Here is a 20,452-nt window from a genome sequence, read left to right as displayed (position 1 = left end):
ACGGTTCACGGCGGCCCGGGACGATACGTTCCGGGCCGTCTTGCGTCGCGAGGGTTTGACGGCGAAGGGGTCCCCCCGCCGAGTGGTTCGAGACCGGGAAGTGCTCGCGCCCGGGCCGGTGCCGTAATCTCGAAGCCTGGAACCCGCCTGAAGACGGGACCTGGGCCTTGATCCACGACTTGGGGTTGCACAGCAGATGACTGCGATTTCTCTCGGCATGCCGTCCGTTCCGACCAGGGTTGCCGAGCGCCGCAAGAGCCGGCGGATCCAGGTCGGATCCGTGGCGGTCGGCGGAGACGCCCCGGTGTCGGTGCAGTCGATGACGACGACGCGTACCTCCGACATCGGCGCCACCTTGCAGCAGATCGCGGAGCTGACGGCGTCCGGCTGTCAGATCGTGCGGGTGGCGTGTCCTACGCAGGACGACGCGGACGCGTTGGCGACGATCGCCCGCAAGTCGCAGATCCCGGTGATCGCGGACATTCATTTCCAGCCGAAGTACGTGTTCGCCGCGATCGAGGCGGGGTGTGCGGCGGTGCGGGTGAATCCGGGCAACATCAAGCAGTTCGACGACAAGGTCAAGGAGATCGCCGAGGCGGCGAAGGAGCACGGCACGCCGATCCGTATCGGTGTGAACGCGGGTTCGCTGGACCGGCGGCTGCTGCAGAAGTACGGCAAGGCGACGCCCGAGGCGCTGGTCGAGTCGGCTCTGTGGGAGGCTTCGCTGTTCGAGGAGCACGGTTTCCGGGACATCAAGATCTCCGTGAAGCACAACGATCCGGTGATCATGATCGAGGCGTACCGGCAGCTCGCCGCGCAGAGCGACTACCCCCTGCACCTCGGTGTCACCGAGGCCGGTCCCGCGTTCCAGGGCACGATCAAGTCGGCGGTGGCGTTCGGCGCGCTGCTCTCGCAGGGCATCGGTGACACGATCCGGGTCTCCCTGTCGGCTCCGCCGGTCGAGGAGGTCAAGGTCGGCAATCAGATCCTGGAGTCGCTGAACCTCAGGCAGCGTGGTCTGGAGATCGTCTCGTGTCCGTCCTGCGGGCGGGCCCAGGTGGATGTGTACAAGCTGGCCGAAGAGGTGACGGCGGGTCTGACCGGTATGGAGGTCCCGTTGCGGGTCGCCGTGATGGGCTGTGTCGTCAACGGCCCCGGCGAGGCCCGTGAGGCCGACCTCGGTGTCGCCTCCGGCAACGGCAAGGGGCAGATCTTCGTGAAGGGCGAGGTCATCAAGACCGTCCCCGAGTCGAAGATCGTGGAGACCCTCATCGAGGAGGCCATGAAGCTGGCCGAACAGATGGAAAAGGACGGCATCCCGTCCGGGGAGCCGTCGGTGTCGGTCGCGGGCTGACACGCGCCGACGGTCCGACGGGCCGAGTGGCGTCCGGACTTCCGCGCCGGACGCCGGACGCCGGACGCCGGACGCCGGGCGACTGAGGCCGGACGCCGGACGCCCCGAGGCCGACGGCCGGCCGGTCCGAGCTGCTGCGCCGGTCCGGGCATCCCAGCCCGTCCGGCGTTCGAGGACGAGGCCCGTCCAGGGCCGGGGCGGGGGTCCGGGGGCGGCAGCCCCTGCGGACGGCACGACACCCACGGTCACGGCGGACGAACGCAGGCCGAAGACGGGGCGGCACCGCAAAGCATCCGCAGGTACAGTGCGGGGATCAGCAGACCTGAGTGTGAGGCCCCGCGCGTGTTGACCCAGACCACCTCCCGGGTCCTCGAACCGAGCGACCTGGACGCCGCGCTCGCCGTCCTCGACCGCGAGCCGGTCGCCAACGCCTTCGTCACCTCCCGGGTACAGGTCGCGGGCCTCGACCCGTGGCGGCTCGGCGGCGAGATGTGGGGCTGGTACGAGGACGGCATGCTGACGTCCCTGTGCTACGCGGGCGCCAACCTCGTCCCGATCTGCGCGACCCCGAGAGCGGTGCGCGCCTTCGCCGACCGCGCCCGCCGGGCGGGGCGCCGCTGCTCCTCGATCGTCGGCCCCGTCGAGCCGACCACCCAGCTCTGGCGCCTCCTCGAACCCCACTGGGGCCCGGCCCGCGAGGTCCGCGCCCAGCAGCCCCTCATGGTCACCGACCGCATGCCGGCCGACATCGCGCCGGATCCGTACGTCCGCCGCATCCGCAAGGACGAGATGGACACGATCATGCCGGCGTGCGTGGCGATGTTCACCGAGGAGGTCGGCGTCTCCCCGATGGCCGGCGACGGAGGCCTGCTGTACCAGGCGCGGGTGGCCGAACTCGTCGGCTCCGGCCGCTCGTTCGCCCGCCTCGACGACCGGGGCCGGGTCGCCTTCAAGGCGGAGATCGGCGCGGCCACCTCGCACGCCTGCCAGATCCAGGGTGTGTGGGTGGCCCCCGAATACCGGGGCCAGGGTCTGTCGGCGCCCGGCATGGCGGCGGTCCTTCGCTACGCCCTGGCGGACGTGGCCCCGGTGGTCAGCCTGTACGTCAACGACTTCAACACCACGGCGAGGCGCACCTACAGGAGGGTGGGCTTCCAGGAGGTCGGCGCTTTCATGAGCGTGCTCTTTTGACGCCCCTGTAGGCTCCCCGCCATGGACCTCGTGATCGGCCCCTTGGACCTTCCCGCCCATGTGGACGAGGCCCTGGCCGTCCAAGCGATCGCCTTCGGACTGGGCCCCGACGAGGTGGCCGTCCGCCGGCAGATCGTTCTGCGCCACATGGCGCATCCCGGTGCGAGAGCGTTCGGCGCGACCGTCGGAGAGCGACTCGTCGGCTTCGTCTACGGCATGCCCAACGACCGTACCCACTGGTGGTCCACGGTCGTCCAGCCCTACCTCCGGGCGCAGGGCAACGAGCACTGGCTGGACGACTCCTTCGTGATCACGGAACTGCACGTCCACCCCGCCCACCAGAACCGCGGCGCGGGCCGGGCCCTGATCACCACGATCACCGACACGGCGACCCAGCCCCGCTCGATCCTCTCCGCGATCGACACCGACAGCCCCGCCCGGGCCCTCTACCACTCCCTGGGCTACCAGGACCTGGCTCGCCGGGTGCTGTTCCCCAGCGCCCCCCGTCCGTACGCGGTGATGGGCGCCCCGCTGCCGCTTCTGCGCGGGTAACGGATTTCCGGCCCGCCACGCTCCCGGCTAACCTCCTAGCCACCACCCTTTTCGGCAGGAGATACGAGAACCATGGCGAACGCACCGGTCCAGCGCATGTCCCAGTTGATGGCGAAGACGCTGCGCGACGACCCCGCGGACGCCGAGGTCCTGAGCCACAAGCTCCTCGTCCGCGCCGGCTACGTCCGCCGTACCGCCGCCGGTATCTGGTCCTGGCTGCCGCTCGGCAAGAAGGTCCTCGCCAACGTGGAGCGCGTCGTCCGCGAGGAGATGGACGCGATCGGCGCCCAGGAGGTCAGCCTCCCCGCCCTGCTGCCGCGCGAGCCCTACGAGGCGACCGGCCGCTGGGACGAGTACGGCGCGGAGCTGTTCCGCCTCCAGGACCGCAAGGGCGGCGACTACCTCCTCGGCCCCACCCACGAGGAGATCTTCACGCTGATCGTGAAGGACCAGGCGTCCTCGTACAAGGACCTGCCGGTCATCCTCTACCAGATCCAGACGAAGTTCCGTGACGAGGCCCGCCCCCGGGCCGGCATCCTGCGCGGCCGTGAGTTCCTCATGAAGGACTCCTACTCCTTCGACACCGAGGACGAGGGCCTCGCGCACTCCTACGCCCTGCACCGCCAGGCCTACCAGCGGGTGTTCGAGCGTCTCGGCCTCGACTACCGCATCTGCGCGGCGACCGCGGGCGCGATGGGCGGCTCCAAGTCGGAGGAGTTCCTCGCCCCGTCCGTCGCCGGCGAGGACACCTTCGCGGACTGCCCGAACTGCGACTTCGCGGCCAACACCGAGGCGATCACGTACGAGCTGAAGCCGGTGGACGCCGACGGCGTGGCCGCGTCGGAAGAGATCCCCACCCCGGACACCCCCACCATCGAGACCCTCGCCGCCCACCTCGGCGTCCCGGCCTCGGCCACCCTGAAGAACCTCCTGGTGAAGGTCGACGGCGAGATCGTGGCCGTCGGCGTCCCCGGCGACCGCGAGGTCGACCTGGACAAGGTCGAGGCGCACTTCGCCCCGGCGGCCGTCGAACTGGTCACCGCCGAGGACTTCGTGGGCCGCCCGGACCTGGTCCGCGGCTACGTCGGCCCGCAGGGTCTGGACAAGGTGAAGTACATCGCCGACCCGCGCGTGGCCCCTGGCACCGCCTGGATCACCGGCGCCAACAAGGAGGGCATGCACGCGAAGAACGTCGTCGCGGGCCGGGACTTCGAGGTCGGCGAGTACGTCGACGTCGTCGTCGTCCAGGAAGGCGACCCCTGCCCGAAGTGCGGCACCGGCCTCACGCTGGACCGCGCCATCGAGATCGGCCACATCTTCCAGCTGGGCCGCAAGTACGCCGACGCCCTCAAGCTCGACGTGCTCGGCCCGCAGGGCAAGCCGGTCCGCGTGACCATGGGTTCGTACGGCATCGGGGTCTCGCGCGCGGTCGCCGCCCTCGCCGAGCAGAGCGCCGACGAGAAGGGCCTGTGCTGGCCCGCCGAGGTCGCCCCGGCCGACGTGCACGTCGTCGCGGCGGGCAAGGCCCTCCAGACCGAGCTGGCGCTCGACGTCTCCGAGAAGCTCCGCGCGGCCGGTCTGCGGGTCCTGGTCGACGACCGGGCCGGCGTCTCCCCGGGCGTGAAGTTCACCGACTCCGAGCTGATGGGTGTGCCGAAGATCCTGGTGGCGGGCCGCCGCTCGGCCGAGGGCGTCCTGGAGCTGAAGGACCGCAGGACCGGCGAGCGCGAGGAGCTCACGGTCGACGAGGCGATCGCCAAGCTGACGGTGTGACGTAAAGCAACGTCTCAGAGAGTTCTGAGGGGGCGTACGGCAGCCTCACAGGCTTCTCTCAGACCGTTCCCCGACCGTAGGACGTGACAGAACGTCACTGCGGAGGGGAACGGTCATGGCGACCAGGGAAGAGGAACGGGGGGCCGCGGCAGCGGTCCGCAGAGGTGCGCGGCGTACGGCCGCGCTGGCCGCGGCGGTCACGCTCGCCGCGGCGGCCGGGGTGTTCGCCCTGGTCGGCACCATGCAGGCCGACGCCGAGACGACGGCGAGCGGCACGAGCACGAGCTCCTCGGACACCGGCTCCTCGGACACGGGCACGGGTACCACCGACAGCGGCACGGACTCCTCGTCGAGCAGCTCGTCGAGCGGCTCGACGTCGGACAGCGGCAGCTCCTCCTCGGACAGCGGTCTCACCTCCTCCTCCGGCGGCTCCGCCGACTCCACGTCGGGAGCGTCGTGATGAGCGGCCTCCCCGGGTCCCGCACCACGGCCGCCGCGCAGTGGCGGGCCCTCGGCACCACGGTCCGTCTGGTCGTCACCGACCCGGCCTTGCTGGAATCCTGCAACCTGCTCCTCGTCCGGCACCTCGCCGAGGTCGACGCGGCGTGCAGCCGCTTCCGCGCCGACTCCGAACTGGCCGCCCTCGACGGCACCACCGGCCGCCCGGTCCGGGTCAGCCCGCTGCTCGCCGAGGCCCTCGACGTGGCCCTGCGCGCGGCCGAGGCGACCGACGGGGCGGTCGACCCCACGGTCGGCTCCGCGATGGACGCCCTCGGCTACGACCGCGACTTCACCTTCGTCCGCGAGGACGACCGCCCGGTCCGCCTCACGGTCCGGCGCACCCCCGGCTGGCGCGCCCTGCGCCTGGACCGGGCGACCGGCACGGTGACCGTCCCCGAGGGCGTCCGCCTCGATCTGGGCGCCACCGCCAAGGCCTGGGCCGCCGACCGGGCCGCCAGGACGCTGGCCGGGGCGGCCGGCTGTGGGGTCCTGGTGAGTCTGGGCGGCGACACGGCCGTCGCGGGGGAGCCCCCGGCGGGCGGTTGGCAGATCCGCGTCCAGGACGTCACGGGAGCCGTCGACGAGACCCCCGCCGAGGGCCCCTACGACTCGGTCGGCCTGCGCGGTGGCGGCCTGGCCACCTCGGGCACGACCGCCCGGCGCTGGCGGCGCGGCGGTCACGACCTGCACCACATCGTCGACCCGCGCACCGGCCTGCCGGTCCGTTCCCCCTGGCGCACGGTCTCCGTCGCCGCCACGACCTGCGCCGACGCCAACGCGGCGAGCACGGCAGCCCTGGTGAAGGGCGCGGGCGCGGAGCGCTGGCTGACGCGCAGGGGACTGCCGGCCCGACTGGTGGCCCAGGACGGCACGGTCGTGACGACTCCGGGCTGGCCGCACCCGGCCCGTCCGGCGATCGAGGCCGAGGCGGAGACCGGGGCCGTCAAGGCCGACCGGGGCGCCCACCGCCCGGAGGCGGCCGCGTGAGTTCCGAGACCCTCTGGTACGCCAACCGGGCAACGGGCGCCGTCTGCCTGATCCTCTTCACCGTCGTCGTCCTGCTCGGCATCGCCGTCCGGACGAGGACCCGGCTCCCCGGGCTGCCCCGCTTCGGCCCGATGAGCCTGCACCGCACGCTCTCCCTCTCCGCGACCGCCTTCCTCGCCCTGCACATCACCGCCGCGGTCGTGGACGGCTACGTCGACATCACCGTCGTGGACGTCCTCGTCCCCTTCGCCGGCGACTACCAGCCCCTCTGGCTCGGCCTCGGCACGGTCGCCCTGGACCTCGTGCTCGCCGTCCTGGTCACCAGCCTGCTGCGCGAGCGCCTCGGCCACCGCGCGTGGCGGGCCGTCCACTGGCTGGCGTACGCCTCCTGGCCGGCCGCCCTCGTGCACGGCGTCGGTATCGGCACGGACACCGGCGCCGACTGGATGACCTGGCTGACCGTCGCCTGCGTGGCCGCGACGGTCGCCGCCTTCGCCGCCCGCCTCGCCCACGCCGCCCGCGCCGGCCGCCGTACTCCCGCGGCCCTCCTGCGCACCGCCGAAGGAGCCCGACCGTGACCACCGTCTTCCCGGACCTCCACATGCCCCCACGTCTCCTCGCCCCCGGAGCCACCCCGGCCGACTTCGCCACGCACCACCAGCGCTACGGCCCGCTGCCGCACGGCGACCCCGAGGAACTGCTCCGCACGGTCGCCGAGGCGGGCCTCACCGGACGCGGCGGAGCCGGCTTCCCGACGTACCGCAAGCTCGTGGCCGTCGCGGAGGCCGGTCGGCGTACCGGCCGCGCTCCCGTCGTCGTGGCCAACGGTGCCGAGGGGGAGCCGGCCAGCCGCAAGGACAAGACCCTGCTGCGCCTGTCGCCCCATCTCGTGCTGGACGGACTCCAGGCGGCGGCCCGGGTGGTCGGCGCGGGGGAGGCGTATCTCGCCGTGGAGGACGGCGCGACCTGGCTGGAATCCGCCGTCGCCCAGCGCACCGCGGATCCGGTGCCGGTGAAGGTCGTCCGCCTGCCCGGGTCGTTCCTCTCCGGTCAGGCCGCCGCCCTGGCCCGGTACGTCTCCGGTGGCGCGGCCCTGCCCACCCATCGGCGCCCGCCGGTCCGCGAGCGCGGAGTGCACCGGGCCCCGACCCTCGTACAGAACGTCGAGACCCTGGCCCACCTGGCGTTGGTCGCCCGCTACGGCGCCGGCTGGTTCCGCACGGCCGGTACCCCGACCCAGCCCGGCAGCGTGCTGTGCACGGTCCATGTGCCGGGCCGCGAACCCCGGGTGGTGGAGGCGCCCTACGGCCTGCCCCTGGGCCGGCTGCTGCCGCTGCAAGCCGCCCAGGCGGTCCTGGTCGGCGGTTATCACGGAACGTGGATCCCGGCCCCGGAGGCCGGTCAACTCGCTCTTGACAGCAGTTACTTGGGAGCGGGTGTCCTCGCCGTACTGCCCGTCGACCGCTGCGGTCCCGCCGAGACGGCACGCGTCCTGCGCCATCTCGCCCTCCAGTCCGCCGGCCAGTGCGGCCCCTGTCTCAACGGCCTGCCCCGCATCGCCACCGCCTTCCGTACCCTTGCCGCACCCGGTCCCCAGGGCACCGTCCGCGCCGATCTGGCCCGCTGGTCGGGTCTCGTCGAGGGCCGAGGCGCCTGCCATCACCCCGACGGCACCGTCCGTCTGGTCCGCAGTGCCCTGACCACGTTCGCCGCCGAGGTCGACGCGCACGCCCGGGGTCACTGCACCGCGACCGATCACGCGCCCCTGCTGCCCGTCCCCGAGGAGGGCTGACCCATGAGCACGGCCCGGCACATCGACATCGACTGGACGGCCTGTCAGGGCCACGGTCTCTGCGCGGACTTCCTCCCCGAACACATCACGCTCGACGAGTGGGGCTACCCCCTGGTCGACGGCGCCCCGGTGCCGGCCGCCACCGAGAGACGCGCCCGGCGCGCGGCCGCCGCCTGCCCGGTCCTCGCCCTGGCGTTGCTTCCGGGGAGGGCGGGCTGAGCGGGGGCAGGACGATCAGCAGACCTCGACCGCGAGGAAGCCGCGGGGCGCGAGTTCGTGCGGGAGTTCCACCCGCATGCCGCAGAAGCACCACAGCAGGCTGCCCCGTGAGGCGGGGGCGCCCAGGTCGACCATCAGAATGTCGCGAACTTCCCGGAGCACGTCACTCGGTTGGAAGCCTCTGGCTACGCGGATACTGACCTCATCCGGGTCCCAGACCGCAATTTTGGGCAAAGTGTCTGCCACGCAAATGTGGATGCACACAACTGTCTCCCCAGGGATGCACAACGTGACACGAGTGATCCGCTCCGGGAGGCCAGCGGCCCACTGATGGTAGCCGTGGGCGTCGTGGGTAGGGGGGGTTTCGGTCATATTCATCCGCAAGGGGCGGACCGCCTTGCGTGTCCGCGGGGGACCGGCATGGTGGCCCGTGGGCCGAAGCGGTGCCGCTGACCTCAGGTGATGCGGCTGACCTGCAACATTGCCTCGGCGTCCTTCAACAACGCGCGTTGACGTGCCTCTGGCAATTGCCGGTACAGCTTGAGGAGTCGTGCCTCCCGCTCGTCCCCGCTGGGTCCGGGCGCGGGACGGCCGACCGCCTCGAAGAACTCCCTCGGCGTCGTCCGTACGCCCCAGCGCCGGAACACGTCGACCATGGCCCGCAACTTCTCCGGGTCGATGCGCGAGGTGCCGCGCGTCCGGTTCATCCACGCGTTCAGCGTCGGGTACGAGATGCCGGCCGCCGAGGCCAGGTCCTTCTGCGTCTTTCCCGGAGCCTGCGCCAGCAGGCGTTCGAGCAGAGTCGCCAGGTCCACGTCCTGGCGTGCCGGATCGTCGCCGGGTGTGGGGTCTCCTGGGCGGCTCTGCTGGTTCGTCACGACTCAGAGGATCGGTCATCGATATCTACAAGCGCAAGTAGATCGCAGACCGCCGAGCAGGGCTGTCGGTGCACGCCGGAGCACTGCCGAGGAGATGGCGCACACCTGCGCCCCCCGTGCTCCCCCTCGCCGCACCACACCCGAACCTTGCGCTCCGTACGCAACTTGACACTGTATGCATCTACGTGAAGACTGTAGACCGGCCCGGCGGCGGGCCGTCCGGCTCGCGGAGGAAGTGGGGCCCCGCGCCCCTTCCGGCGAGAGATCCGGCAGTCCGTGTCGCCGGCGCCCCGCGTCACGGCCATCGCGTCACCGCGCATCTCGGGTCATCGGTCGCCCTGCTTCGTCATGGAGCGGGGCGGCCGGACGTCCGGCCGCCGAATCTACATCTACATGCATATCGCAGATGCGAGCGTTCCTCGCACCGCACCCCGCACGACGTCGACGGGAGTACCCACCGTGTCCACACCGAACAACGTCACGTCCGCTCCGGACGGTCCGGACGGTCCGGAACCCGAGCTGATCGCGCGGGCCCGCGCGGGCGACCGGGAGGCGTTCGCCACCCTCTACTACGAGCACTACCGCCTCGTGTACGGCTTTCTGCTCGTCCGAACGCGCAACAGACACCTGGCCGAGGACCTGACCCAGGAGGTGTTCACCCGCGCGCTGCGGCGCATCGACGGGTACGTCTGGCAGGGCACGGCGTTCGCCGCCTGGCTGGTCACCATCGCCAGGAACCTCTACCTGGACGAACTCGGCCGCGGCCGAACCCGGTTGGAGACCCCGGTCGCCGAATTCCAGGACCCGCAGGTACCCGGCCGCGGTCCGGAGTCGCTCGCCCTGCGCGAGCTGGAGGCCGTCGAGGCGCACGAAACGGTCCGCACCGTCCTGCACACGCTCAGCGCCCAGCAGCGCCACTGCGTCCAACTCCGTTTCCTCGACGAACTGACAGCGCAGGAGACGGCCCTGGAAATGGGCCGCAGCGTCGGCGCCGTCAAGGCATTGACCCACCGGGCGCTGCAGAAACTGCGCTGGACGGCCGGGGCGGTGGCGGTGTGAACGGGAACGTCCCGCACGCCGCGCGCGTGATCCGCACGGTGCTGGGAGCCGTCCGGACCGAACAGGCGGCGGCCGTGGCACACGCGCTGGACTCGGCCCGCCTCCTCGTCGACCCCGAGCGTTCCTTCGGCGTGGTGCTCTACCGGACACCGGACGGCGGCTGGGCCCGCACCGCCCGGCCGGTCACCGCACTGGAGCGGCAGGCCCTGGACTGGGACACCTCCTGCGAACGGGCGCGGCACGTCGCACGCGCCGTCGAGCGGCACCTGGACACCCACCCCGGCCCGCACGCCGTCCGCGTCGAGGGCGACCGGGTACGGGTCCTGCTCCGCGTCGACGGCCCGGCCCAATGGGCGCGCTGGCGCTCGTACTTCGGCATCGCACTCGTCGGCGAGCGGACCGACGACCACACCCTGACGGGCGAGGGGGAACGCGAGGGCGTCCGCGTGACGGTGGTGGCCCTCAGCGCCTCCGTGGCGCCTCCGGAGCCGACCACGGGCGAGGGGCAGCACCGGTTCCGGCTCGGCGAGACCCTGTACGACCTGGCCTTACCGCTGCGCGACGGGTACGGGGGCATCTGGTACTTCGAGGGCCGTCGAAGCGGCGACGGGATGCCCCTGATGGCCCTGGACGGCCGGCCCGAGCGGTGCTCCCTCGCCAACGTGGCGGCGTACCTGGGGCCGTTGTCGCCGGTGCGGCCCGACGAGGATGGCACGGCCGTCGACCCGGCGGGACACCCGTCGGCGTTGCCCACCCCACCGGCCCTGCCGCACCCGACCCCGCCGACGCCGTACGGCAGGGCCGTACCGCACACGCTCCCGGGCGGGCCCGGGCCGTGGGCGGCGGTGGACGTCTCGGAGACGGCGGCGCGGCCGGACGTGCCGCGGCCCCGGGTGATGTCGGACCTGCCGGACCCGCGGACCCTCGCGGGGCCGCCGTATCCGTGGGGTATGCGGACGGTCTCGGACCGGCCGGATCAGGCGCGGACACCGACACCGGCGCAGGGTCCGGCAGAGGAACAGCCGCCGCAGCCGCAGGCGCAGGAGCCGGGATCCGGGGCGCCGTCGGGGGCGCCGGAGCCGGTGGAGCCGCCGCACCGGGAGGCCTGGGCGGCCTGGGCGGAACCCTGCGGGCCGCTCGTGCCGTCGGTCGCCGCGGCCGGACCGGCGGGGCCGGTCCGATGAGCGCCGGTCGGTGGAGGGGACCGACCGGCGCCGGGGGAGGGGCGGACCGGGGGAGCCGGGCATGGGAGTCGAGCGCTGCCTGCCGGCACCAGGACGCGGACCTGTGGTTCTCCCGCCGTTCCTCGTCCCGTGCCGTGGCCATCTGCGCGGCCTGTCCGGTGCTGGCCCACTGCCGGGCCGCCGTCCTCCTGCGCGAGAAGGGACTGCCCGAATGCCATCGCGACGGTGTCATCGCCGGCCTGACAGGCCCTCAGCGTCATGCCCTGGAGCATCAGGCGGACCGGTCGCGGCAGGTGCCGCCCGCAGACCTCCAGACATCCCGCGTCGCGCCGGCCGGTGTGCCGCGGGGGCAGTCGGCCCCGTGCGGGACCCGGGCGGCCTACCAACGGCACCTGCGCCTGCGGGAGCCGGTCGACGAGGCCTGCCGGCTCGCCAACGCGCGCAGCGCCGGCCGTTACCGCCGTACCGGCACCACCCGCGTCCGCGACGAGACCGCCCGGGGCCGCGACCGCCAGGGGGGCACGGCCGGGACACCCGGCGGCCCGCCCCGGACATAGCCCCCGTTCACCGCCACCGGAGTACTCGATGTCCTTGCCCTCGATGCGCCGTCCGCCCGAGGAGCCCCTGCCCGACGGCTCCCGCGACCGCCGCTCCCGAGCCGCCCGTCCCGCCGGCCGCCTGGCCGCCCTTCGCCGCCTCTTCAGGCCGCGAGGCCCGGCCCCCGGACCGCGGACCCGGCCCCGCCACAGCGCCTCCCCGGACCTGGACGACTGCCGCCGGGAGCTGGCCCGTTGGCAGCGGCACGCGGACTCCTTCGAGCGGGAGCTGACCCGCGTCTCCTTCGAACGCGCGCACCTCCTCGCCTGGCTGGCGGCGCTGCACCCGGCGAGCGCGGTCGTCGTCCCGGCCGTCGGCGCCGGGACGGACGGCACGCACCTGCTGCGCCTCGTGGCCGGGGGACGGCAGCTGTCCTGGGGTCTGCCCCCCAGGGACGTCCCGCTGTTCGCGCACGTCCCGTACACCGAGCGCCCCACGGGCCACCTGCAACGGGACGGCCCCGACGCCGTGGAGCAGGCCGCCCACATCCGCAGTCACACCCGCCTGCTGGCCCTGGAGGGAACTCTCTTCGCCGCACCCGCCGAGCGACGGCCGAGGGCACGGCCGGCCGAGCACTGACACCGCACGGCACGGGCTTCGTGGCCACCCCGCGAAACTCCGGTCGGCAGGCTCGGGAGGCATGTCGGCCGGACCCACAGCGCTCCCCTGCGGGGGGACCTCCGGCAGGGGAGCGCTGTCCCGCCGGCACCGCGCGGGCGGCTCGGCGGTCCCGCGTCCGGCCGTCCCGCGCCCGCGCATCCGGCGGTCCGCTCTCGTCCCGTCCCCGGCGTGCGCTACAGCCAGCCGGCGAATTCGAGCAGCAGCTCGGCGTCCCGCGTCCGCCCGACCCGCCGGGCCCGCACCCCCGACTCCACGGCCCGGAACAGCGTCCAGCCGCGCAGCCGCTCCTGGTCCAGCTCCAGCGACTCCGCGAGCCGCTTCACCCGGCGCCGCACCGTCGACGCCCCGGACGGCGAGGCGATCAGGTCCTCCACCCGGTCGCGGACCAGCCGGGCCAGGTCGAAGGCACACTCGCCGACCACCGGATCCGGTCCCACCGCGAGCCACGGCATCCGCTCCCCGGCCAGCACCTTGCTCTGCCGGAACGTGCCGTGCAGCAGCCGGTGCTCGGGCGGCTTTGCCAGCAGCTCCGCGCGGGCGGCGAGCGCCGCGTCCACCAGGGCCGCCACCTCGGGCTCGGCCCCGGCGCTCGCCCGCATCGCCTCCGCCTGCCGTCCCGTCCGGTCGGCCACGGACTCGAAGGAGTGGCCGGCCGGTGGCTCGACCCACAGCCGCCGCAAGGTCCCGGCCGCCTCCAGTAGGGCCTTCGCCTCCGCCAGCGACCGCACCGACACATCGGGATGCAGCCGCTCGAGCAGCAGTGCCCCCGCCGTGCGCGGTCCGTCCAGCAGCTGGACGGCGCCCAGGCCGTCCCAGTGCGCCAGCGCGGCCCGCTCCGCCTCCGGCCGGAACCGGGGCGGGGCCAGCTTCAGCACGGCCGGTGTCCCGTCCGCGCGCCGCACGAGGACGACCAGGCTGGTCCGGCCGCCCGGTACCTGCACCCGGTCGACGGTCGACTCGCTCAGCGCGACGGCTTGTCGGACCGTCTCCGGCAGCTTCTCCAACCAGCCGTCACCGTCCGGTGCCGTCTCACCGAGCGCCCTGACCAGACGCTGCGGCGGTTCGAAAGCCATGCGCGAGTCGCTTCCTTCCTGCTTCGGGTCAAGCCGCCGGTGTGCCCGAGGCACCTGCCGCCGCCGGAGGCGTGGCCGCTGCCGGTGCGGACGGCGAGCCCGTGGCCGGATCCGTACCGGTCCGCTCGGCGAGACCAGGGAAGGCTACGCTCCCGCCGCGCCAGCGCACCGCACGGACCGCCGCGTCCCGCAGCGCGCCCGCGGCCTCCCGGCGCCGTGCGTCCCCGGCTGCCCGCACCAGGTCGGAGTACACGCCGGCCACGCGATCCTCCAGCTCGGTCGCGAGCCGGACCGCCGCCGCGGAATCCGGCACCGGGAACGGCAGCGCGTACCCGGCGCTCGCGGCGACCGGCTCGGCCCCCAGGTCGCGCAGCTCGCGCACCAGCGCGTCGCGGCGCGCCCGGTGCGCGTCGTAGGCCGCCCGTACCTCGGGTCGCCGCCCCTCGCGGATCCGTCCGCCGACGACCCCGTACCCATACACCGCGGCGTGTTCGGCGGCCAGCGCCGCCTGGAGTGCGGTCAGCTCCGCGCTCGTGGCCTCGCTCATCGCGCACCCTCCGTCAGCAGATAGGCGTGCGCCGCGCCGGCCGCCGCGACCGAGGCCAGCAACCGGGCCAGCTCGCCGGGGACGTCCAGCAGTTCCGTGGCCCTGCGGTCGGCGAGCGCCCGCTCGGCCGCGGCCAGCCCGGCGATCGCGTCCGTATCGAGGATCGGCACGGCGGACGGCAGGACGGAGGGAACGGCCGGCGCGGTCGAGGCCGAACTCGTCGGGGAGGTGGCGGAAGTGGGGGGATCGGTGACGGAACTCGTGGCGGAGGGGGAGGAGTCGGTCGCGGAGGGGGTCGTCCCCGGGGTGCCTCCGAAGGCCTCCACGTGCTGTACGGCCTCCGCCCGCAACGGCCCCAGCAGCCCCGCCAGCGTCGGATGGACGGCGAGCACGGCGTCGTACCGTGCCACCAGGTCGCCGCTCTCCCGGGCCGCACGCGCGCGTGCCCGCTCGGTGACCGACAGGCTGCGTCTCGCGCTCTCCTCGGACTCCTCGGCGGCGGACGAGCAACCCACGAGCAGCGCCGCTCCCGCGGCCGACGCGAGCAGGGATCTTCGGCGCGGCCCCGAGGGGGTGCGCGAGGAGAGGGGCAACGGCACGGCGGGCGTCCTCGGGGAGCTCGTACGGAACTGGTGTCCTGGTGGGCGGCGGGCCCGCGATCACCGTACCCGCGCGGCCGCCCCGCATCACTCAGCGGCACCGCCCCGTGCGGGGCCGCCACCCTCCGTGCACAGGTGGACGGCAACACACCTTGCGACCGGATACCCTTTGACCAGACACGCGCACCGTCCCACAACAGCACACGCGGCCGAGGAGTCACCCGGATGAGCACCACCCAGAGCGAGAGGCTGCGAGAGCTCCTGGAACCGCTCGTCGCCTCCCAGGGACTGGATCTCGAAGAGATCACCGTGGACTCCGTCGGACGCAAGCGGGTGCTGAGCGTCGTCGTCGACTCCGACTCCGGAGCGGACCTGGACCAGATCGCCGATGTGAGCCGCGCGCTCTCGGCGAAGCTCGACGAGACGGACGCGATGGGCGAGGGCGAGTACACCCTCGAGGTCGGCACCCCGGGCGCGGAGCGCGCGCTCACCGAACACCGCCACTACGTACGTGCCGTCGGCCGGCTGGTGCGGTTCCAGCTGACCGAGGGCGGCGAACTGACCGCCCGGATCCTGACGGTCGACGACGAGGGACTCGATCTCGAGGTCCCCGGCGTGAAGGGCCGCAAGGCCACCGCCCGCAGACTTTCCTTCGGGGACATCGAGAAGGCCCGCGTGCAGGTCGAGTTCAACCGCAAGGACAAGAGCGACCAGCACGCGGACAACGACAACGACGAGAACGAGATGGAAGAGGAGGCGTAGCCGTGGACATCGACATGAGTGCCCTGCGGGGCTTGGTGCGGGAGAAGGAGATCTCCTTCGACCTGCTGGTCGAGGCGATCGAGTCGGCCCTCCTCATCGCCTACCACCGCACCGAGGGAAGCCGCCGTCACGCGCGCGTGGAGCTCAACCGGGAGACCGGACATGTGACCGTGTGGGCGAAGGAGGACCCCGAGGACCTCGAGGAGGGGCAGGAGCCCCGCCCGTTCGACGACACCCCGTCCGACTTCGGCCGCATCGCCGCCACCACGGCCAAGCAGGTCATCCTCCAGCGTCTGCGCGACGCCGAGGACGACGCGACGCTCGGTGAGTACGCCGGCCGTGAGGGCGACATCGTCACCGGCGTGGTCCAGCAGGGCCGCGACCCGAAGAACGTGCTGGTGGACATCGGCAAGCTGGAGGCCATCCTGCCGGTGCAGGAGCAGGTTCCCGGCGAGACGTATCCGCACGGCATGCGCCTGCGGTCGTACGTCGTACGGGTGGCGAAGGGGGTGCGCGGTCCGTCCGTGACCCTCTCCCGCACGCACCCCAACCTGGTGAAGAAGCTCTTCGCCCTGGAGGTGCCGGAGATCGCCGACGGTTCGGTCGAGATCTCCGCCATCGCACGCGAGGCCGGTCACCGTACGAAGATCGCCGTCAGGTCCACCCGTTCGGGTCTGAACGCCAAGGGCGCCTGCATCGGCCCCATGGGCGGCCGGGTGCGCAACGTGATGGGCGAGCTGAACGGCGAGAAGATCGACATCGTCGACTGGTCGGACGACCCGGCCGAGATGGTGGCGAACGCGCTGTCCCCGGCCCGGGTCTCCAAGGTCGAGGTCGTCGACCTCGCGGCCCGCTCCGCGCGCGTGACGGTGCCGGACTACCAGCTGTCGCTGGCGATCGGCAAGGAAGGGCAGAACGCCCGGCTCGCCGCCCGCCTGACCGGCTGGCGCATCGACATCCGTCCGGACATCGAACAGCCGACCGAGTAGCCCGGTGAGCAGCGGGGGAATAGATCTCGGCCTTCCGGGGCTCAGATCACGACAGATGTAACGCGGCAGGTGTTCGAGTCCTTACCCGAAGGGGTGAGGTCGCCGCGGGGAGGTAGACTTAACAATGTCTGGCCGGACGCACGCCGGAGCATGCCCTGAACGCACCTGTGTGGGGTGCCGGGAGCGGGCGGCCAAGACGGAGCTGCTGCGTATCGTGGCGATCAAGGACGCATGCGTCCCCGATCCACGCGGTACGCTGCCCGGCCGGGGTGCGTATCTGCATCCCGCCCCGGTCTGTCTCGACCAGGCGGTACGCCGCCGGGCGTTCACGAGGGCGTTGCGAGCCCCGGGAGCGCTCGACACAAAGGCGTTGCGCCAGTACGTCGAGCAGACGAACGTTGCCGAACAGGCGACACCGTAAGAAGGCGTCGCACGGAACCTCCGTGCGGCTCTGGTACCCCGCGAGTTGGAAGTAGGTCGAGATTGCGATGAGCACTCGATGAGCACGCGATGAGTACGCCCATGAAGTAGCGACGGTCCGGACACACCCGGACCTAAAAGGAGCGAAGTGGCTAAGGTCCGGGTATACGAACTCGCCAAGGAGTTCGGGGTGGAGAGCAAGGCCGTCATGGCCAAGCTCCAGGAACTCGGTGAATTCGTCCGTTCGGCGTCTTCGACCATCGAAGCGCCCGTTGTCCGCAAACTGACTGACGCCTTCCAGGGCGGCGGCAAGCCCGCCCCGCGCAAGGCAGCCCCCAGGCCCGGTGCGCCGTCCCCGGCGCAGGGTGCCCGTCCGGGCCCCGCCGCACCGCGGCCGGCCGCCCCCAAGCCCCCCGTGGCGCAGGCGCCCGCGGCCCCGGCTGCTCCGGAGGCCCCCGCGGCTCCGGCCGCCTCCTCGGCCCCCGCGCCGGCGGCTTCCGGCCCGCGTCCCGGTCCCAAGCCCGCGCCGCGTCCGGCCCCGGCCGCCCCGGAGTTCACCGCTCCGCCGGCCGCTCCCGCCGCCCCCGCGGCTCCGGCCCAGTCGTCCGGCCCGAGGCCGGCCTCCCAGGGTCCGCGCCCCGGCGCGCCCCGTCCCGGTGGCCGTCCCGCGCCCGGTCAGGGCCAGGACCGCGGCGACCGCGGTGACCGTGGTGACCGCGGTCAGGGCCAGCGTCCGGCCGCCGCGCAGGGCCAGCGCCCCGGTGGCGCCGGTGCCCCGCGTCCCGGCGGTGCCCGTCCCTCGGGTCCGCGTCCGGGCAACAACCCCTTCACGTCCGGCGGCAACGCCGGTATGGCGCGCCCGCAGGCGCCCCGTCCGCAGGGCGCCCCGCGTCCCGGCGGCCCCGGTGGCGCTCCCGGCGCCGGTCCCCGTCCGCAGGGCCCCGGTGGCCAGGGCGGCGGTCCTCGTCCGCAGTCTCCGGGCGGCTCGCGTCCGTCTCCGGGCGGCATGCCCCGCCCGCAGGGCGCAGGCCCCGGCGGTCCGCGTCCCGGCGGCGGTCCCCGTCCCAACCCCGGCATGATGCCGCAGCGTCCCGCTGCGGGCCCGCGTCCCGGCGGTGGCCCCGGCGGCCGTGGTCCGGGTGGCGGCGGCGGTGCCGGTCGTCCCGGCGGCGGCGGTCGTCCCGGTGGCGGCGGCTTCGCAGGTCGTCCGGCAGGTCCCGGTGGCGGTGCCCGTCCGGGTGGCGGCGGCGGTTTCGCCGGTCGTCCCGGTGGCGGTGGCCCCGGCGGCGGTGGCGGCTTCGGTGGCGGCGGTGGCCGTCCCGGATTCGGTGGTCGTCCCGGCGGTCCCGGTGGCCGTGGTGGCACGCAGGGCGCCTTCGGCCGTCCCGGCGGTCCCGCGCGTCGTGGTCGCAAGTCGAAGCGGCAGAGGCGCCAGGAGTACGAGGCCATGCAGGCCCCGTCGGTCGGCGGCGTGATGCTGCCTCGCGGCAACGGACAGTCCGTCCGCCTGTCGCGCGGTGCGTCGCTCACCGACTTCGCCGAGAAGATCGGCGCCAACCCGGCGTCGCTCGTCGGCGTGATGATGAACCTCGGCGAGATGGTCACGGCCACGCAGTCCGTCTCCGACGAGACGCTGCGGCTCCTCGCGGACGAGATGAACTTCGTCCTCGAGATCGTCAGCCCCGAGGAGGAGGACCGCGAGCTGCTCGAGTCCTTCGACATCGAGTTCGGCGAGGACGAGGGTGGCGAGGAGTTCCTCGTCGCGCGTCCGCCGGTCGTGACCGTCATGGGTCACGTCGACCACGGTAAGACCCGACTGCTCGACACCATCCGCAAGACGAACGTCATCGCGGGTGAGGCCGGCGGCATCACGCAGCACATCGGTGCCTACCAGGTCGCCACCGAGGTCAACGGCGAAGAGCGCAGGATCACCTTCATCGACACCCCGGGTCACGAGGCGTTCACCGCCATGCGTGCCCGTGGTGCCAAGTCGACCGACATCGCGATCCTCGTGGTGGCGGCCAACGACGGTGTGATGCCCCAGACGATCGAGGCGCTGAACCACGCCAAGGCGGCCGACGTGCCGATCGTGGTCGCGGTCAACAAGATCGACGTCGAGGGCGCGGACCCGACCAAGGTGCGCGGTCAGCTCACCGAGTTCGGTCTGGTGGCCGAGGAGTACGGCGGCGACACGATGTTCGTCGACATCTCCGCCAAGCAGGGCCTCAACATCGAGAGCCTGCTGGAGGCCGTGGTCCTGACCGCGGACGCCTCGCTCGACCTGCGGGCCAACCCGGAGCAGGACGCGCAGGGCATCGCGATCGAGTCCCACCTCGACCGTGGCCGCGGCGCCGTCGCGACCGTCCTGGTCCAGCGAGGCACCCTGCGGGTCGGCGACACCATGGTGGTCGGCGACGCGTACGGCCGTGTCCGCGCGATGCTCGACGACAAGGGCGAGAACGTGGAAGAGGCGGGTCCCTCGACTCCGGTCCTCGTCCTCGGTCTCACCAACGTCCCGGGCGCCGGCGACAACTTCCTCGTCGTCGACGAGGACCGCACGGCACGTCAGATCGCCGAGAAGCGCGCGGCGCGCGAGCGCAACGCCAACTTCGCCCGGCGCGGAGTCCGGTTCTCCCTGGAGAACCTGGACGAGGCCCTCAAGGCCGGTCTGGTGCAGGAACTCAACCTCATCATCAAGGGCGACGCGTCCGGTTCGGTGGAGGCTCTCGAGTCCTCGCTGCTCCAGCTCGACGTCGGCGAAGAGGTCGACATCCGCGTCCTGCACCGCGGTGTCGGTGCGGTCACCGAGTCGGACATCGACCTGGCGACCGGCTCCGAGGCCATCGTCATCGGCTTCAACGTCCGCGCTGCGGGCCGCGCGGCGCAGATGGCGGAGCGCGAAGGCGTCGACGTCCGGTACTACTCGGTGATCTACCAGGCCATCGAGGAGATCGAGGCGGCCCTGAAGGGTCTGCTCAAGCCGGAGTACGAAGAGGTCGAGCTCGGCACGGCGGAGATCCGCGAGGTCTTCAAGTCGTCCAAGCTGGGCAACATCGCCGGTGTCCTGGTCCGGTCGGGCGAGGTCAAGCGCAACACCAAGGCGCGCCTCATCCGCGACGGCAAGGTCATCGCGGAGAGCCTCACCATCTCCGGGCTGCGTCGCTTCAAGGACGACGTCACCGAGATCCGCGAAGGCTTCGAGGGCGGTATCAACCTCGGAAACTTCAACGACATCAAGATCGACGACGTCATCGCGACGTACGAGATGCGGGAGAAGCCGCGGGTGTAAGCACCCATGGTCCGTACCGGCCGGCGGGGGATCGTTCCCCGCCGGCCGGTACGGCGTCCGGCGGA

The 20,452-nt window shown here is 72.9% G+C and carries 22 protein-coding genes; 17 read left to right on the top strand and 5 right to left on the bottom strand.

Annotated features, from left to right (window positions below):
* Positions 1-196 precede the first annotated feature (196 nt).
* From ispG to OG440_RS09830, 9 genes are all read left to right on the top strand, one after another.
* Complete coding sequence (gene ispG / locus OG440_RS09870; protein WP_406006470.1) at positions 197-1,354, top strand: flavodoxin-dependent (E)-4-hydroxy-3-methylbut-2-enyl-diphosphate synthase; 1,158 nt, start codon at positions 197-199, stop codon at positions 1,352-1,354.
* A gap of 342 nt (positions 1,355-1,696) precedes the next feature.
* On the top strand, positions 1,697-2,545 hold the full coding sequence (locus OG440_RS09865) for a GNAT family N-acetyltransferase (protein ID WP_406006469.1): 849 nt from the start codon (positions 1,697-1,699) through the stop codon (positions 2,543-2,545).
* A gap of 21 nt (positions 2,546-2,566) precedes the next feature.
* The gene (locus OG440_RS09860) at positions 2,567-3,097 is read left to right on the top strand and encodes a GNAT family N-acetyltransferase (RefSeq protein ID WP_406006468.1); all 531 of its coding nucleotides are present in this window, start codon (positions 2,567-2,569) and stop codon (positions 3,095-3,097) included.
* 72 nt (positions 3,098-3,169) lie between these two features.
* Entirely contained in the window at positions 3,170-4,870 is a 1,701-nt protein-coding gene (locus OG440_RS09855) for a proline--tRNA ligase (RefSeq protein WP_406006467.1), read from the top strand.
* 115 nt (positions 4,871-4,985) lie between these two features.
* A complete protein-coding gene (locus OG440_RS09850) occupies positions 4,986-5,330 on the top strand; it encodes a hypothetical protein (RefSeq protein ID WP_406006466.1) in 345 nt (114 codons plus the stop codon).
* Positions 5,330-6,358, top strand: coding sequence for an FAD:protein FMN transferase (locus tag OG440_RS09845; protein ID WP_406006465.1), 1,029 nt, complete (start codon positions 5,330-5,332; stop codon positions 6,356-6,358). Before OG440_RS09850 ends, OG440_RS09845 begins: the two co-directional genes overlap by 1 nt.
* Complete coding sequence (locus tag OG440_RS09840) at positions 6,355-6,936, top strand: ferric reductase-like transmembrane domain-containing protein (RefSeq protein ID WP_406006464.1); 582 nt, start codon at positions 6,355-6,357, stop codon at positions 6,934-6,936. The genes OG440_RS09845 and OG440_RS09840 overlap by 4 nt, the downstream gene beginning before the upstream one ends.
* On the top strand, positions 6,933-8,150 hold the full coding sequence (locus OG440_RS09835) for an NADH-ubiquinone oxidoreductase-F iron-sulfur binding region domain-containing protein (protein ID WP_406006463.1): 1,218 nt from the start codon (positions 6,933-6,935) through the stop codon (positions 8,148-8,150). The genes OG440_RS09840 and OG440_RS09835 overlap by 4 nt, the downstream gene beginning before the upstream one ends.
* Before the next feature lie 3 nt (positions 8,151-8,153).
* A complete protein-coding gene (locus OG440_RS09830) occupies positions 8,154-8,369 on the top strand; it encodes a ferredoxin (RefSeq protein WP_406006462.1) in 216 nt (71 codons plus the stop codon).
* Positions 8,370-8,384: 15 nt separating this feature from the next.
* Here the strand turns inward: OG440_RS09830 and OG440_RS09825 are convergent, their stop codons facing one another.
* Together OG440_RS09825 and OG440_RS09820 are read right to left on the bottom strand one after the other, a co-directional pair.
* Complete coding sequence (locus OG440_RS09825) at positions 8,385-8,531, bottom strand: hypothetical protein (protein ID WP_406006461.1); 147 nt, start codon at positions 8,529-8,531, stop codon at positions 8,385-8,387.
* A 293-nt stretch (positions 8,532-8,824) separates the two neighbouring features.
* Complete coding sequence (locus tag OG440_RS09820) at positions 8,825-9,247, bottom strand: helix-turn-helix domain-containing protein (protein ID WP_406006460.1); 423 nt, start codon at positions 9,245-9,247, stop codon at positions 8,825-8,827.
* Between the two features lie 459 nt (positions 9,248-9,706).
* Here OG440_RS09820 and OG440_RS09815 point away from each other — a divergent pair, with 459 nt between their 5' ends.
* The 4 genes from OG440_RS09815 to OG440_RS09800 are packed head-to-tail and all read left to right on the top strand — an operon-like array spanning position 9,707 to position 12,666.
* Positions 9,707-10,306, top strand: a complete 600-nt coding sequence (locus OG440_RS09815; RefSeq protein ID WP_406006459.1) for an RNA polymerase sigma factor — start codon at positions 9,707-9,709, stop codon at positions 10,304-10,306.
* A complete protein-coding gene (locus tag OG440_RS09810; RefSeq protein WP_406006458.1) occupies positions 10,303-11,490 on the top strand; it encodes a BN159_2729 family protein in 1,188 nt (395 codons plus the stop codon). The genes OG440_RS09815 and OG440_RS09810 overlap by 4 nt, the downstream gene beginning before the upstream one ends.
* Positions 11,487-12,047, top strand: a complete 561-nt coding sequence (locus tag OG440_RS09805; RefSeq protein ID WP_406006457.1) for a WhiB family transcriptional regulator — start codon at positions 11,487-11,489, stop codon at positions 12,045-12,047. Before OG440_RS09810 ends, OG440_RS09805 begins: the two co-directional genes overlap by 4 nt.
* Positions 12,048-12,075: 28 nt before the next feature.
* A complete protein-coding gene (locus OG440_RS09800; protein ID WP_406006456.1) occupies positions 12,076-12,666 on the top strand; it encodes a hypothetical protein in 591 nt (196 codons plus the stop codon).
* Between the two features lie 215 nt (positions 12,667-12,881).
* Here the strand turns inward: OG440_RS09800 and OG440_RS09795 are convergent, their stop codons facing one another.
* The 3 genes from OG440_RS09795 to OG440_RS09785 are packed head-to-tail and all read right to left on the bottom strand — an operon-like array spanning position 12,882 to position 14,927.
* Positions 12,882-13,781 (bottom strand): aminoglycoside phosphotransferase family protein, encoded by a 900-nt coding sequence (locus OG440_RS09795; RefSeq protein WP_406006455.1) that lies wholly within the window; start codon positions 13,779-13,781, stop codon positions 12,882-12,884.
* Positions 13,782-13,809: 28 nt separating this feature from the next.
* The gene (locus OG440_RS09790) at positions 13,810-14,328 is read right to left on the bottom strand and encodes a ferritin-like domain-containing protein (protein WP_406006454.1); all 519 of its coding nucleotides are present in this window, start codon (positions 14,326-14,328) and stop codon (positions 13,810-13,812) included.
* Positions 14,325-14,927 carry a hypothetical protein gene (locus OG440_RS09785; RefSeq protein WP_406006453.1) on the bottom strand — a complete coding sequence of 201 codons (603 nt, stop codon included), beginning with the start codon at positions 14,925-14,927 and terminating at the stop codon, positions 14,325-14,327. Before OG440_RS09785 ends, OG440_RS09790 begins: the two co-directional genes overlap by 4 nt.
* Before the next feature lie 225 nt (positions 14,928-15,152).
* Between OG440_RS09785 and rimP the strand changes: the two genes are divergently transcribed.
* From rimP to infB, 4 genes are all read left to right on the top strand, one after another.
* Positions 15,153-15,689, top strand: a complete 537-nt coding sequence (gene rimP / locus OG440_RS09780; protein ID WP_406006452.1) for a ribosome maturation factor RimP — start codon at positions 15,153-15,155, stop codon at positions 15,687-15,689.
* A gap of 2 nt (positions 15,690-15,691) precedes the next feature.
* Entirely contained in the window at positions 15,692-16,678 is a 987-nt protein-coding gene (gene nusA, locus OG440_RS09775; protein ID WP_406006451.1) for a transcription termination factor NusA, read from the top strand.
* A gap of 124 nt (positions 16,679-16,802) precedes the next feature.
* Positions 16,803-17,099 carry a YlxR family protein gene (locus OG440_RS09770; RefSeq protein ID WP_406006450.1) on the top strand — a complete coding sequence of 99 codons (297 nt, stop codon included), beginning with the start codon at positions 16,803-16,805 and terminating at the stop codon, positions 17,097-17,099.
* A gap of 147 nt (positions 17,100-17,246) precedes the next feature.
* Positions 17,247-20,387 (top strand): translation initiation factor IF-2, encoded by a 3,141-nt coding sequence (gene infB, locus OG440_RS09765; protein ID WP_406006449.1) that lies wholly within the window; start codon positions 17,247-17,249, stop codon positions 20,385-20,387.
* Positions 20,388-20,452 lie beyond the last annotated feature (65 nt).

The sequence above is a fragment of the Streptomyces sp. NBC_00637 genome, assembly GCF_045161545.1.
Classification (GTDB): Bacteria; Actinomycetota; Actinomycetes; order Streptomycetales; family Streptomycetaceae; genus Streptomyces.
The sequence above is the reverse complement of the archived record's forward strand: the minus strand, read 5'-3'. Positions and strand labels throughout refer to the sequence as shown.

Bases quoted from the DNA above. Each gene is read 5' to 3' on its own strand.
- ispG (WP_406006470.1), top strand. From the start codon at position 197: ATGACTGCGATTTCTCTCGGCATGCCGTCCGTTCCGACCAGGGTTGCC.
- OG440_RS09860 (WP_406006468.1), top strand. From the start codon at position 2,567: ATGGACCTCGTGATCGGCCCCTTGGACCTTCCCGCCCATGTGGACGAG.
- OG440_RS09855 (WP_406006467.1), top strand. From the start codon at position 3,170: ATGGCGAACGCACCGGTCCAGCGCATGTCCCAGTTGATGGCGAAGACG.
- OG440_RS09850 (WP_406006466.1), top strand. From the start codon at position 4,986: ATGGCGACCAGGGAAGAGGAACGGGGGGCCGCGGCAGCGGTCCGCAGA.
- OG440_RS09845 (WP_406006465.1), top strand. From the start codon at position 5,330: ATGAGCGGCCTCCCCGGGTCCCGCACCACGGCCGCCGCGCAGTGGCGG.
- OG440_RS09830 (WP_406006462.1), top strand. From the start codon at position 8,154: ATGAGCACGGCCCGGCACATCGACATCGACTGGACGGCCTGTCAGGGC.
- OG440_RS09805 (WP_406006457.1), top strand. From the start codon at position 11,487: ATGAGCGCCGGTCGGTGGAGGGGACCGACCGGCGCCGGGGGAGGGGCG.
- OG440_RS09800 (WP_406006456.1), top strand. From the start codon at position 12,076: ATGTCCTTGCCCTCGATGCGCCGTCCGCCCGAGGAGCCCCTGCCCGAC.
- OG440_RS09795 (WP_406006455.1), bottom strand. From the start codon at position 13,781: ATGGCTTTCGAACCGCCGCAGCGTCTGGTCAGGGCGCTCGGTGAGACG.
- OG440_RS09790 (WP_406006454.1), bottom strand. From the start codon at position 14,328: ATGAGCGAGGCCACGAGCGCGGAGCTGACCGCACTCCAGGCGGCGCTG.
- rimP (WP_406006452.1), top strand. From the start codon at position 15,153: ATGAGCACCACCCAGAGCGAGAGGCTGCGAGAGCTCCTGGAACCGCTC.
- OG440_RS09770 (WP_406006450.1), top strand. From the start codon at position 16,803: ATGTCTGGCCGGACGCACGCCGGAGCATGCCCTGAACGCACCTGTGTG.